At 62.4% G+C, this 13,233-nt stretch carries 9 protein-coding genes; 2 read left to right on the forward strand and 7 right to left on the reverse strand.

What is annotated here, in order from left to right; translation table 11 throughout:
- Positions 1-8: 8 nt before the first annotated feature.
- Positions 9-917, forward strand: coding sequence for an alanine--tRNA ligase-related protein (locus C5L10_RS08155; RefSeq protein WP_105429207.1), 909 nt, complete (start codon positions 9-11; stop codon positions 915-917).
- A 90-nt stretch (positions 918-1,007) separates the two neighbouring features.
- On the opposite strand, the gene serA is transcribed toward C5L10_RS08155, so the two are convergent.
- From serA to C5L10_RS08175, 3 genes are all read right to left on the reverse strand, one after another.
- On the reverse strand, positions 1,008-2,603 hold the full coding sequence (serA, locus tag C5L10_RS08160; RefSeq protein ID WP_105429208.1) for a phosphoglycerate dehydrogenase: 1,596 nt from the start codon (positions 2,601-2,603) through the stop codon (positions 1,008-1,010).
- Positions 2,604-2,685: 82 nt separating this feature from the next.
- Entirely contained in the window at positions 2,686-3,864 is a 1,179-nt protein-coding gene (locus C5L10_RS08165; protein ID WP_105429209.1) for a phosphoserine transaminase, read from the reverse strand.
- Between the two features lie 180 nt (positions 3,865-4,044).
- Positions 4,045-4,881 (reverse strand): outer membrane protein, encoded by an 837-nt coding sequence (locus C5L10_RS08175; RefSeq protein WP_046610094.1) that lies wholly within the window; start codon positions 4,879-4,881, stop codon positions 4,045-4,047.
- A gap of 599 nt (positions 4,882-5,480) precedes the next feature.
- On the opposite strand from C5L10_RS08175, the gene C5L10_RS08180 reads away from it, so the two are divergent.
- Complete coding sequence (locus C5L10_RS08180) at positions 5,481-7,448, forward strand: methyl-accepting chemotaxis protein (RefSeq protein ID WP_105429211.1); 1,968 nt, start codon at positions 5,481-5,483, stop codon at positions 7,446-7,448.
- Between the two features lie 105 nt (positions 7,449-7,553).
- Here C5L10_RS08180 and glmM read toward each other — a convergent pair whose 3' ends face one another.
- The 4 genes from glmM to ybgF form a co-directional block, all read right to left on the reverse strand.
- Positions 7,554-8,906 (reverse strand): phosphoglucosamine mutase, encoded by a 1,353-nt coding sequence (glmM, locus tag C5L10_RS08185; protein WP_105429212.1) that lies wholly within the window; start codon positions 8,904-8,906, stop codon positions 7,554-7,556.
- 231 nt (positions 8,907-9,137) lie between these two features.
- Positions 9,138-11,072, reverse strand: coding sequence for an ATP-dependent zinc metalloprotease FtsH (ftsH, locus tag C5L10_RS08190; RefSeq protein WP_046632114.1), 1,935 nt, complete (start codon positions 11,070-11,072; stop codon positions 9,138-9,140).
- Positions 11,073-11,177: 105 nt separating this feature from the next.
- Positions 11,178-12,539, reverse strand: a complete 1,362-nt coding sequence (gene tilS / locus C5L10_RS08195; protein ID WP_172716942.1) for a tRNA lysidine(34) synthetase TilS — start codon at positions 12,537-12,539, stop codon at positions 11,178-11,180.
- Positions 12,540-12,558: 19 nt separating this feature from the next.
- A partial coding sequence (gene ybgF / locus C5L10_RS08200; RefSeq protein WP_105429214.1) for a tol-pal system protein YbgF occupies positions 12,559-13,233 on the reverse strand: 675 nt, incomplete at its 5' end.

Consider the following 13,233-nt stretch of genomic DNA (forward strand, 5'->3'; position numbering starts at 1 on the left):
CATGGCGAATGGCATTACCTTTTTGTGAGGCACATAACGCAAAGGAGGTTGCCTATGACACCGCGGGACGCCTGATCCGACACTATCAAGACTTCTGCCTTTCAAAGGGCTTCGACTTCACGCGCATCGAATCCGTAAGGCCGCACGACGCCACCACGCTCTTCTGCAGCGCTGGCATGCAGCAGTACAAACCCCTCTTCTCCGATCCTTCCCATAAGGGAACCGTCGCAAACAGCCAGGCATGCCTGCGTCTGGGCGATCTGGACGAAATCGGGGACGGTACCCACTTCCTTCACTTCACCATGCTCGGCCTCTTCTCCTTCCGGGAGATGAGCGTTGGCGGTGCCATCGATTTCTGGCTCGAGTTCTTGGCGACGCTCGATCTTGTGCCGGATCACGTCACCATTCATCCGGACCGCCTAGCTGAATGGACGCCGCTTTACCGCGGACGCATGCCGATCGTCCCGGATCCGGAATGCACGTGGAGCGATGGCAGCATCACCGGATACAGCACCGAGTTCTACAAGGACGGGGTGGAGATCGGAAACATCGTCAATCCGCTCGGAACTTGCATCGATGTCGGCTTCGGCGCCGATCGTCTCGACATGCTCATCAACGGCACACAGCGGCAGGATGTGCTCGAAACGCTGAGTGGGGCGATTATGAAGATCATCGAAAGCGGCTACCGGCCAGGAAATAAGGAGCAGGGTTACGTCCTGCGCAAACTGCTGCGCCGCTTGTATCGGATGGGCGGAACGCTCGACCATCCCTTCTTCATCGTGGAGGGCGAGCGCCAGGATCGCCTTCGGGCCAGATATCTCCACCTGCGGGAAAGGCATCCGGGCATGAGCCCCGAATGGTGGTTCGATACACATGGCATCGAGCTTTCCGACATGCCGGATATGTCGGAGCGCTAAACGACGAGGGCCTCCGGCGTTGTTCGCCGGAAGCCCTCGTCTTGTTCTGAAAACCTCACGACCACAATGGGCGTGCCGGCTTTGGCGGTCTCAGTCGACGTTGAACGCCAGCGGCTTGGCCTGGCGGACTGCCGGATTGGCGGTCAGCTTCGCCAGCACGTCGGCCGGAACCGGACCGTCGACGTAAAGGAGAGCGATCGCGTCGCCGCCTTCCTTGTCGCGGCCGAGATGGAAGTTGGCGATGTTGACGCCGGCATTGCCGAGTGTCGTGCCGATGAAGCCGATCATGCCCGGCACGTCGGTATTGGCGATGTAGACCATGTTGGTGCCGACATCCGCATCGAGGTTAATGCCCTTGATCTGGATGAAGCGCGGCTTGCCGTCCGAGAAGACGGTGCCGGCAACCGAGCGGGTCCTCGTGTCGGTGGTGACGGTAAGCTTGATATAGCCATCGAAGACGCCCGACTTGTCGCGCTTGGCTTCGGACAGGATGATGCCCTTTTCCTTGATCATGATCGGCGCCGAAACCATGTTGACGTCGGAGACCTGGCTGCGGATGAGGCCAGCGAGCAGTGCGCTGGTCAGCGCCTTGGTGTTCATGCCGGCGGTCGAGCCGTCATAGAGGATCTCGATTTCCTTGATCGCATCCTCGGTGACCTGGCCGACGAAGGCGCCGAGCACGTCGGCGAGCCGGATGAACGGCTTCAGGCGCGGCGCTTCTTCCGCCGTGATCGACGGCATGTTGATGGCGTTCGAGACCGCACCCTTGATCAGGTAGTCCGACATCTGCTCGGCCACCTGAAGTGCGACGTTTTCCTGCGCTTCCGTGGTCGACGCGCCGAGATGCGGGGTGCAGACGACGTTTTCGAGGCCGAAGAGCGGGCTTTCGGTGGCGGGTTCGACTTCGAACACGTCGAAGCCGGCGCCGGCGACATGACCGGACTTGATCGCTTCGGCAAGCGCTGCCTCGTCGACCAGGCCGCCGCGGGCGCAGTTGATGATGCGAACGCCGGGCTTGGTTTTTGCGAGCGCTTCCTTGCCGAGGATCCCGCGGGTCTTGTCGGTCATCGGCACGTGCAGGGTGATGAAGTCGGCATGGGCCAGCAGCTCGTCGAGCTCGACCTTGGTGACGCCCATTTCCTCGGCGCGCTCGGCCGACAGGAAGGGGTCATAGGCGAGGACGTGCATGCCGATGCCGATCGCCTTCTTGCAGACGATGCCACCGATATTGCCGGCGCCGATGACGCCGAGCGTCTTGCCGGTGATCTCGACGCCCATGAAGCGCGACTTTTCCCACTTGCCGGCCTGGGTCGAGGCATCGGCCGCCGGAAGCTGGCGGGCGACGGCGAACATCAAGGCGATGGCGTGTTCGGCCGTGGTGATCGAGTTGCCGAACGGCGTGTTCATGACGATGATGCCGCGGCGCGAGGCGGCCGGGATATCGACATTGTCGACGCCGATGCCGGCGCGGCCGATGACCTTGAGATTGGTCGCGGCGGCGATCAGCTTTTCGGTCGCCTTTGTGGCCGACCGGATCGCAAGACCGTCATAGTTGCCGATGATCTCGGCAAGCTTTTCCTTGTCCTTGCCGAGCTTCGGCTGGAAATCGACTTCGACGCCGCGATCGCGAAAGATCTGGACGGCGGTTTCCGACAGTTCGTCGGATACGAGAACGCGAGGTGCCATCAGTAGGCCTCCTGAAAAAGTTTCTGTCGTGAATGAGGAAATGGGCTCCGCTTCGTCAGCGGAGCCGGATACGCGACTTGCTTTACGCGGCGGCCTTGGAAAGCGCAGCCTTCTGCGTTTCGAAAGCGTAGGTGAGCCAAGGCATCAGAGCCTTCATGTCGGCTTCTTCGATCGTCGCGCCGGCCCAGATGCGAAGGCCGGACGGAGCGTCGCGATAGGCACCGATGTCGAGCGCGACGCCTTCCTTTTCCAGGATCGAGACCATGCCCTTGGCGAACGCCGCCTGCGCGTCGTCATCGAGAGCGGCCACGTCAGGATCGGTGATCTTGAGGCAGACGGACGTGTTGGAACGGGTCTCTGCCTTGACGGCGAGATTGGCGATCCAGTCGTTGGCGTCGCAGAAGTCGAACAGCACCTTGGCGTTTGCATCCGCACGCGCCATCAGGCCCTTGAGCCCGCCGACCGACTTCGACCAGTTCAGCGCATCGATATAGTCCTCGACGCAGAGCATCGACGGCGTGTTGATCGTTTCGCCGACGAAAATGCCCTCGATCAGCTTGCCACCGGACGTCAGGCGGAAAATCTTCGGCAACGGCCAAGCAGGCACGTAGGTCTGCAGGCGTTCGACGGCGCGGGGGCTGAGGATCAGCATGCCGTGGCCGCCCTCGCCGCCCAGAACCTTCTGCCAGGAGAAGGTAACGACGTCGAGCTTGGCAAAGTCCAGGTCCTGCGCAAACGCCGCCGAGGTGGCGTCGCAGATGGTCAGCCCCTTGCGATCTGCCGGGATAAAGTCGGCGTTCGGAACGCGGACGCCCGAGGTGGTGCCGTTCCAGGTGAAGACCACGTCGCGGTCGAAATCGACCGTGGAAAGGTCCGGAAGCAGGCCGTAGCCGGCTTCGATCTTGCGGACGTCCTTGAGCTTCAGCTGCTTGACGACGTCGGTGACCCAGCCGGCACCGAAGCTTTCCCAGGACAGCATGTCGACGCCGCGCTCGCCGAGCAGCGACCAGAGCGCCATTTCGACGGCACCGGTGTCGGAGGCCGGCACGATGCCGATGCGGTAATCCGCCGGCACGTTCAGGATTTCACGGGTAAGGTCGATGGCCTGCTTCAGCTTCGCCTTGCCGACCTTGGCGCGGTGCGAACGACCGAGCGGAGCATCGGAAAGCGCTTCGAGCGACCAACCGGGGCGCTTCGAGCAAGGGCCAGAAGAAAAATGGGTGTTGTTCGGACGCAGGTCCGGCTTCGCGGCGTTTGCCATGTGGCTATCCTTCCAGATAGATGGCCCTTCGTTGGGGAAGGGTGTCCCGCCGCTGTGGTTATGCCCGAGCGCTTTCACAGTCAAGCGGGTAATGTCGCCCACGGACAAATTTCTGCCGCAGCTTTGCCGCCGCAAACGCAAAAAGCCGCCCGAAGGCGGCTTTGGCTGGGAGAGGTAATATTACTTGTAGACGATCTGCTGCGGCGGAGGCTCGTAAGCCGGCGGCGTGTCGCAGCCGCCGAAGATGTAGCGGGCACCGACGCGGGCTTCATGCGAATAGAAACCCTTGTCCTTGCCCGGGCCGCCGCCCGTTGAGTAACCGAACATGTCGCCGCCCGTGACATGGCGGAAGCGGTAGCCGACATCGGCCTTGACGTTGCAGGTGACGTCGATCGACGCGCCGGCCATGAGCGCGTAGGTGAAGCGCCAGCTCTTTTCGCCGCCATGCGTGACTTCCGGGTCGCAACCGGCGCCGCTGTCGGCGCAGGACGTGTTGCGCAGGTTCGACCACTTGACGTAGGTGCCGCCGATACCGCCACCGACGTAAGGCGTGAAGGAGCCATAGGTGCCGAGATCGACATAGGCGTTGGCCATGAGCGAGTAAGCATGCATCGAGGCTAGGTCGGTCGAGGTACACGCGGCGGCGACACCGCAACCGCCGGACGTGGAGCCGCGGAACTTGCTGTTGAACATGTAGTCGAGGGTGACGTCGGTGCGCAGGTAGCTGTTGATCTGGTAACCGACACCGCCCCCGAGCGTGAAGGCATCGCGCAGATCGGAACGGCCGAATTCGGCCATCGCCACGCCGGGCGTGCCGGTACCCTGGTAAAAATCGGTACCGCGCGACTTCTTGAAGGAATAGCCGACGTCACCGCGAAGGTACCAGCCGGTAGCCTCCTGAACGGTTACTTCGGGCGCATCCTGATAAGGCTCCGGCTGCGGCTGGTAAAGATCGGCAGAATTGGCGGCACTCACCGTCAGCGTCAGCGCAAAAGCGCTGGCCAGCAACTTTTTCATGGGTTCATCTCCAAAGCTCGTATCGCGTATGGCATGCAAAGCGGGCAGCCAACGGGTTGATCCGCTGTGGATGATGATCGACAAAGGTTAAGTCTCGCTTAACCATGCTTGTTTACCGCGCGTTTTCCTAAAACCGCAGGCAATTCTACAAGTAACGGCGCCCGAGACTTGCAGGAAGGCACTCGCACCGGACGGATTCCGTTCTTTTTCCCCGCTAGGCGCGACCGGCGATATCCACGGCGCCACACCGAAATATTGTTCTCAACCGCTTCAGTACAAAATAGTTAGAAAAAGGTAATTTAAGCTTAGATAAACAATTAATACTTTATAAACTATAGATAGCTATTTTTAGCACATTCCGAGGGGGGAAATACCGGGGAATCGATAGTGCCGAAGGGCTGGTGGAGCACGCCTGAGCGCCGAGCGCATTCTGAACTCGATGCTTAGATTGCCGATACGGTCAATCCGCAAATATCTTTTGCGCCAGACAAGCAACTCCAGTCGGCAAACTACTGCGATGGGATTGCGCGAGTGCTCTTCCGGAGAAGATTGACCGCGTGTAGCTGCGGCGCAAGGCGCCGCAAAAGAGAGAACTGTCCATGAGCAATGTCAAGACATTCGGCATAGCATTCCGACTGGCTATCGGGTTCGGCTTTTTGCTTCTCCTGATGATCGGCCTGACTTTCTATTCCACCGGCGAGGTCAAGACGATCGACAACGACCTGGCAACCGTAAACGACGTCAACAGCGTCAAGCAACGTTATGCCATCAACTATCGCGGCAGCGTGCACGACCGGGCGATCGCGATCCGCGATGTGACGCTTGTCACGTCCGAGGCCGAGCGCAAGGAAGCGGAAGCGCTTATCGGCAAGCTCGCAGCATCCTATGCGGAAAACGAGAAACGCATGGCGGAAATGGTCGGCGCTCCCTCCGGCGCAACGGATCGCGAAAAGACTATACTGGCCGAGATCGCCGACATCCAGTCGAAGACCAATCCGCTGGTCGGCCAGATTATCTCGCTGCAGGAAAAAGGTGATGGCGATGCGGCCCGCAAGATCCTGCTGGAACAGGCTCGCCCGCTCTTCGTCTCCTGGCTTGGCGCAATCAACAAATTCATCGACTACCAGGAAGCACTCAACAAAACGATCGGCGGCGATGTCCGCAATGCGGCGAGCGGTTTTAGAAACGTTGCGCTGGCCGCCCTCGGCATAGCCGCGCTGCTTTCGATCATTGCGGCCTTCCTGACCGCCCGCTCGATCATCGGACCGCTCTCCAAGCTGCAGCAATCGCTGAAAGCCATGGCAGCGGGCAACCTCGAAGGCGACCGGACGATCGAGGCGCGCGGCGACGAGATCGGTATGCTGGCCCGCGCCGTGGCCGCCCTCCGGGAGGCCATCTCCATCAAGGCGGAGCGCGAAGCGGATGCCGAGGCGAAGCGGAGCATTGGAGAACGCCACAGGCTGGAACAGGAAGCGACCGAGCGCAGTGCGCTCGCAGAACAGACGAGCCAGGCGGTCCGCCAGCTCGCGGACGCCCTGCAGGCCCTGGCAAACGGCGACCTGACACGGGAGATCAACACACCCTTCACTCCCTCGCTCGACCAGTTGAGGGCCGACTACAACGCCGCGGTGGCGAAACTTCGCGAAGCGATGCAGAAGGTTGCCGCGAATGCCAGTGCGATAGCCGCTGGTGCCCAGGAAATCCGCTCGGCCTCCGACGACCTCGCCAAACGCACCGAACAGCAGGCGGCCTCCGTCGAAGAAACCGCAGCCGCCCTGGAAGAGATCACCACGACGGTTTCCGACTCCAGCCACCGCGCTCAGGATGCTGGCAACCTGGTGCGCATGACCAAGGAAAATGCCGAGCGTTCCGGGCGGGTCGTCCGCGATGCCGTCGATGCGATGGGCAAGATCGACTCGTCTGCCGTCGAGATCGGCAACATCATCGGCGTCATCGACGAAATCGCGTTCCAGACCAATCTGCTCGCTCTCAACGCCGGCGTCGAGGCTGCCCGTGCCGGCGAGGCCGGCAAGGGCTTCGCGGTGGTGGCGCAGGAGGTGCGGGAACTGGCCCAGCGTTCCGCCAAGGCGGCAAAAGAGATCAAGGAACTGATCCACACCTCCAACGACCATGTGAAGAGCGGCGTGGCGCTGGTCGGGGAGACCGGCAAGGCCCTGCAGGAGATCGTCATCCAGGTTCAGCAGGTCAACGGCAATGTCGAGGCTATTGTCGAAGCCTCGAAGGAACAGTCGATCGGCCTCAAGGAAATCAACACCTCGGTCAATACGATGGATCAGGGTACGCAGCAGAACGCAGCCATGGTCGAGGAAACCACCGCAGCGGCGCACAGTCTTGCCCGGGATGCGGAGGGCCTGTTCCAGCTTCTGTCGCAATTCCATATCGGCGGCGCCGCTTCAACGGGAACGTCTTCGCATCGCAACTCGCCCGCACTCGCATCCGGCAGCAGCCGCCCGGCAGCCTCGCCGGCCCGCCGAATGGTTGCCAAAGTCGCGCAGTCATTCCAGGGCAATGCCGCTGCCGCAAAGCAGGATTGGGAAGAGTTCTGAGACCGCAAGAACGGCGATCCGGCCATCCGGAACTTGCCACAAAAATAAAGGCCACCCGCGAAAACCGCGGGTGGCCTTTTTCATTGTGCTTGGGGGCTTGCGCCGTCAGGCTGCGTTGCGGACGTTGGCGATGACGCCGACCAATCCGTCGACGATGCGCTCGATCTGTCCCCGGTCGTCGCCTTCCGCCATCACCCGGATCAGCGGCTCCGTACCGGACGGGCGGATCACCAGGCGGCCCTTGGCTGCGAGCTCCGCTTCCGCATCGGCGATCGCCTGACGGACGATCATGTCCTCCAGCGGCTTGCCGCCCTGGAAACGGACGTTTTTCAGAAGCTGCGGCACGGGATCGAAACGGCGGCAGATCTCGCTGACCGGCCGGCCAAGGCGCTTTGCCCGAGCCAGGACCTGCAGGCCGGCGACAAGGCCGTCACCGGTCGTGCCGAAATCGGAGAGTACGATATGGCCGGATTGTTCGCCGCCGACGTTGAAATCATGTGTGCGCATATGCTCGACGACATAACGATCTCCGACCTTGGTGCGCGCCAGGTCGAGGCCCTTGCCGTTGAGGAAACGTTCAAGGCCGAGATTGGACATCACGGTCGCGACGATGCCGCCGCCTTTCAGCTTCTGGTCCTCGGCCCAGCTCTCGGCGATCACAGCCATCAGCTGGTCGCCGTCGACGATCTCGCCGCGCTCGTCGACGATAATCACCCGGTCGGCGTCGCCGTCGAGTGCGATGCCGATATCGGCACGCACTTCATGTACCTTCCGCTGCAGCGCTTCCGGGCTGGTCGAGCCGCAGTCGAGATTGATGTTCGTGCCGTTTGGTTCGTTGCCGATCGTCACCACCTCGGCGCCGAGTTCCCAGAGCGCCAGCGGAGCCACCTTGTAGGCCGCGCCATTGGCGCAATCGATCGCGACGCGCAGTCCGTGCAGGGTAACGTCGCGCGGCAGCGTACGCTTTACATGTTCGATATAGCGGTAGATGTCGCCCTCGACACGCTTTGCCCGGCCGATATCGCCGGACTTGGCGAGCTGGGAGTGCAGGTCGCTGTCGAGCAGGTCCTCGATGCGCATCTCCAGTTCGTCGGAGAGCTTGTAGCCGTCCGGGCCGAACAGCTTGATGCCGTTGTCTTCGTAAGGATTGTGCGAGGCGGAGATCATCACCCCGACATCGGCGCGCAGCGACCGGGTCAGCATGGCGACAGCCGGCGTCGGGATCGGCCCGAGCAGGAAGACGTCGAGGCCGGCAGCGGTGAAACCCGCCACCATGGCGTTTTCCAGCATATAGCCGGAGAGACGCGTATCCTTGCCGATCACCACCCGATGGCGATGATTGCCGTTGCGGAAGATCGTGCCGACGGCGATGCCGACGCGCATCGCCAGATCCGGCGTCATCGGATGGATGTTGGACTGTCCGCGAATGCCATCGGTGCCAAAATAGCGGCGTGTCATATAAGCTCCTTCGTCATCGCGCCTGAACGTCGCGGTCCTTGCAGGGATCGAACCCGCAGTATGTTAGACGGTAAAACCGGCCTGAAGCTTGGCTCATGCCATAGTTTAACGGCACAAGCACATAAATTAGCATCAAAATCGATTATATCCCGTTACTCATAACAAAACCTTCCAAGCAAAAGCCGCCGCGGATTGCTCCGCGGCGGCTTTTGAATTTCAGTCGGCTATGGATCAGTGCGGTTGCGGTTCCAGACCGCTTTCCGGCTCTCCGCCCTTCGGTTCGTCCTTCTTGGAGCCAGCCGAGGGAACAGCCGAACCGCGGGTCGGAGGCGCATCGTCGCCGAGATCGCGCGACGGCTTCTGTCCCTTGATCAGCGCCTTGATTTCCTCGCCCGAAAGCGTCTCGTATTCGAGCAGGCCTTCGGCAATCGCGACGAAGTCGTCGTGCTTTTCGGTGAGAATGCGGCGCGCTTCGGTATAGGCTTCGTCGATCAGACGGCGAACCTCGGTGTCGATCTTCTGGGCAGTCGATTCCGAGACGTTCTTCGATTGCGAGACGGAATGGCCGAGGAAGACTTCCTGCTGGTTTTCGCCATAGGCGACCTGGCCGAGCATGTCGGAAAAGCCCCACTGGGTGACCATCGCGCGGGCAAGCTTCGTCGCCTGCTCGATGTCCGAGGATGCGCCGGAGGTGATGTTTTCCTTGCCGAAGGTCAGTTCCTCGGCGACGCGGCCGCCCATCATGATGACCAGACGCGAGACCATCCACTTGTAGCTCATCGAGTAGCGGTCGCCTTCCGGCAACTGCATCACCATGCCAAGCGCGCGGCCGCGCGGGATGATGGTCGCCTTATGCAGCGGATCGGCGACAGGCACGTTGATCGCAGTCGTTGCGTGGCCGGCTTCGTGATAGGCGGTGAGCTTCTTTTCCGCTTCCGTCATGGCGGACGAGCGGCGTTCGGCGCCCATCATGATCTTGTCCTTGGCGTCTTCGAATTCGCTCATCGTAACCATGCGCTTGTTGCGGCGCGCGGCCATCAGGGCTGCTTCGTTGACGAGGTTCATGAGGTCCGCGCCGGAGAAGCCGGGCGTACCGCGGGCCAGAACCTTGAGGTCGACATTCGGAGCCAGCGGCACGTTGCGGGCATGGACCTTGAGGATGCGCTCGCGGCCGACGATATCCGGGTTCGGCACGACGACCTGGCGGTCGAAACGGCCGGGACGCAGCAGCGCCGGGTCGAGAACGTCGGGACGGTTGGTCGCGGCGATCAGGATGATGCCTTCATTGGCTTCGAAACCGTCCATCTCGACGAGAAGCTGGTTGAGGGTCTGTTCGCGTTCGTCGTTACCGCCGCCCAAGCCGGCGCCACGATGACGGCCGACAGCGTCGATTTCGTCGATGAAGATGATGCAGGGTGCGTTCTTCTTCGCCTGCTCGAACATGTCGCGCACGCGGCTTGCGCCGACGCCGACGAACATTTCGACGAAGTCTGAACCGGAAATGGTGAAGAAGGGCACGTTGGCTTCACCGGCGATCGCACGGGCGAGCAGCGTCTTACCGGTGCCCGGAGGGCCGACAAGCAGCACGCCGCGCGGGATACGCCCGCCGAGGCGCTGGAATTTCTGCGGATCGCGCAGGAACTCGACGATTTCTTCGAGATCCTGCTTGGCCTCGTCGACACCGGCAACGTCTTCAAACGTCACGCGCCCATGCGCTTCGGTCAGAAGCTTGGCCTTGGATTTGCCGAAGCCCATAGCGCCGCGCGAACCGCCCTGCATCTGCCGCATGAAGAACAGCCAGACGCCGAGGATGAGCAGCATCGGCAGCAGCGTGCCGAGATAGCTGAGGAAACCCGAGGATCCATCCGTTTCCGGACGTGCGACGATGGTGACGTTCTTTGCCTGCAGCCGATCCATCAGAGAATCGTCGATGACGGGCGAATAGGTCTGAAATCCCGATCCGTTTTCGGTGTAGGTGCCGAGCACCCGGTTGCCTGTGACGACGACATCCCGCACTCGCCCCGAATCCACATCTCGCAGGAACTGCGAATATGGGACCTCACGCGAGCTGGTCTGCGACGGCGCCGTCTGGAACATGCTGAACAACGCGACCAGCAGGAGGGCTATGATGACCCAGAGGGCGATATTACGAAAGTTTGGGTTCATTGAACTCCCCGGACTGCGACGGCCAGCTTCTTGAGCCGGCCGCCTTGCTTGCCGCATAACATAGGGTTGCGGCAAGTCCTTGCCAAGGCGAACAGGAGCCACCGCCTACCTTTTCCGCCAGGAATCCTTAACTGGCAGCCGGGGAAAACCGTCGCATCCGAGCAAAACCGCTAACTCGATGCCAAGTCTAAGCTCGAACTGCGGCAAAAAACGGTCGAAAGGCGCAAGCACAGGGCGGACGATACTTCGTTCGGCCATTCCTTTGTTTTCGCGATCCTCCGCCGAAAGGAGGGCATTGGCTTCGATGAAAGGCATCGCTGCCACGGCGCGCATGGCGATCGCGGGCGGCACGCCGGGAAACAGCGCCAGCGCTTCGTCGCGATCCGGAGCAGTCGGACCGACGATGATCTCGTGCGGGCCGGTGTTCGTGATGCGGTAGCGACCGTCCCAGATCGCCGTATTGCCCGCAGGAAGGTGCAGCGGCAGTATGCCGCGGTTTTCGCGGACGAGATAAAGCCCGTCGCGGCGCCGGTCGAAGATCACGCGGCCGGCGGTGATCCGTCCAGGCTGGCCGCCGTCGAGAAAGGCCATGACCCGATCCATGTTCTCGCTGCCGAGCGCATGCGCCCTGCCGCCGAGCACTGCGGCGAGAAGCGACAATGCATGACGGCGTGACGCCTCGTCCCCCTGCAGGCCCCCTGGGGCAAGATGCGCCAGAACCCCTTGGCAGACCGTAACATGCTCCCGCACAAGCCGCGCCGCCTCGTCGGAAAGCGCCGTCCGCCGCGCGGCGGCCATGGCTTGGGCGGCGGCGTCGAACCGATCCTCCTGCGCCAGCTGTCCGCGGACCCGCACCCGCTCGTAATGCGGATCGAGATTGCTGGGATCGTCGATCCAGCCCTGCCCTTCCCCGGTCAGGAAGTCACGGATGTCGGACCGGCGCGTCTCAAGGAACGGCCGCAAAAGCCACCGGCGGCGATCGAGGAGCACCGCGTGAGCCATGCCGGCAAGCCCGGAATTTTCATCGCCCTCGCCGCGGGCCGCACGCATGGCGATCGTTTCGGCCTGGTCGTCAAGCGTGTGGCCGGTAACGATTGCCGTCGCATCGACCTCGTCGGCGAGCTCGACCAGCAGCCGGTAGCGCGCCTCGCGGGCCGCTGCGGAGACGCCGGTCCTCGGTTTCTCGCCCTTCCACCGGCGGATGAAATGGGGAATGCCGAGCCGGCCGCAAAGGGCTGCCACGGCACGCGCCTCGTCCGCCGATCCGGGTCGGAGCCCATGGTCGATCGTCGCCGCGAAAAGCGACAGGCCGGAGCCGGGGAAATTGGTTTTCGAAAGGGCGACCAGAAGCCCGCAGGAATCGCTGCCTCCGGAAATCGCCACGAGAAGGCGCGCTGGTCTGGCGAGATCGGCGATCAGCCGTTCGGCCGCCTGTTCGGGCGACAGGATCTTCGGCTCCGCGGTCACCAGAAAACGACGCCGCGGATCAGCAGGCCAGGCGCTTCTGTTCGCTGCCCACCTTGGCAAGCACGGCCTTGGGCGCGCTCGGATAACGCCGGGTGACTTCCTTGAGGGTAGCGCAGGCAGTGTCGGTATTGTCGAGTGCGGCAAGCGACATGCCGAGCTTCAGCAGCATTTCCGGCGCCTTGGGTGACTTGCCGTAGGTCTGGTGCGCGTTGAGGAAGGTCTTGGCGGCGTCGTTGTATTTTCCCTGGGAATACTGCGATTCGCCCAGCCAGAAGCTCGCATCCGCCACCTTGGCGCCCTTCGGATAGGCGGCCAGATAACCGTTGAATTCCTTCTCGGCGAGCGGGTAGTCGCCGGCCAGCACATGGTTGTAGGCGGTCTGATAGGCATCGTTCTCGCTGCCGAGCGACGCCGTCTGCTGCGGATCGGTTCTGCCCGTCGGTGCCGGCGTCCTGCCGGTCGTCTGCGGGCCGGTCTCGACGCCCGGAAGCCCGGCGGCGTTGTTGGCCCGGTCGTTGCGGCTTGCGCCACGCGGATTGCCGTTCTGGTCGAGATCCATCGAACCGAGCGTCGTCGGAGGCGGCGCGCGGCCGGGTGCCCCGCCGGCGCCCTGACCGGACGGCGATTCGATGATCCGGGCGACATCGTCGGAGGACTGGGCGGGAGCAGTCGCTTTCGGCAGCGGGGGCTGGGC

Origin of the sequence: Neorhizobium sp. T6_25 (assembly GCF_002968555.1) — a bacterium.
Taxonomy (GTDB): domain Bacteria; phylum Pseudomonadota; class Alphaproteobacteria; order Rhizobiales; family Rhizobiaceae; genus Neorhizobium.

Bases quoted from the DNA above. Each gene is read 5' to 3' on its own strand.
- ftsH (WP_046632114.1), bottom strand. From the start codon at position 11,072: ATGAACCCAAACTTTCGTAATATCGCCCTCTGGGTCATCATAGCCCTC.
- C5L10_RS08175 (WP_046610094.1), bottom strand. From the start codon at position 4,881: ATGAAAAAGTTGCTGGCCAGCGCTTTTGCGCTGACGCTGACGGTGAGT.
- C5L10_RS08180 (WP_105429211.1), top strand. From the start codon at position 5,481: ATGAGCAATGTCAAGACATTCGGCATAGCATTCCGACTGGCTATCGGG.
- C5L10_RS08155 (WP_105429207.1), top strand. From the start codon at position 9: ATGGCATTACCTTTTTGTGAGGCACATAACGCAAAGGAGGTTGCCTAT.
- glmM (WP_105429212.1), bottom strand. From the start codon at position 8,906: ATGACACGCCGCTATTTTGGCACCGATGGCATTCGCGGACAGTCCAAC.
- serA (WP_105429208.1), bottom strand. From the start codon at position 2,603: ATGGCACCTCGCGTTCTCGTATCCGACGAACTGTCGGAAACCGCCGTC.
- C5L10_RS08165 (WP_105429209.1), bottom strand. From the start codon at position 3,864: ATGGCAAACGCCGCGAAGCCGGACCTGCGTCCGAACAACACCCATTTT.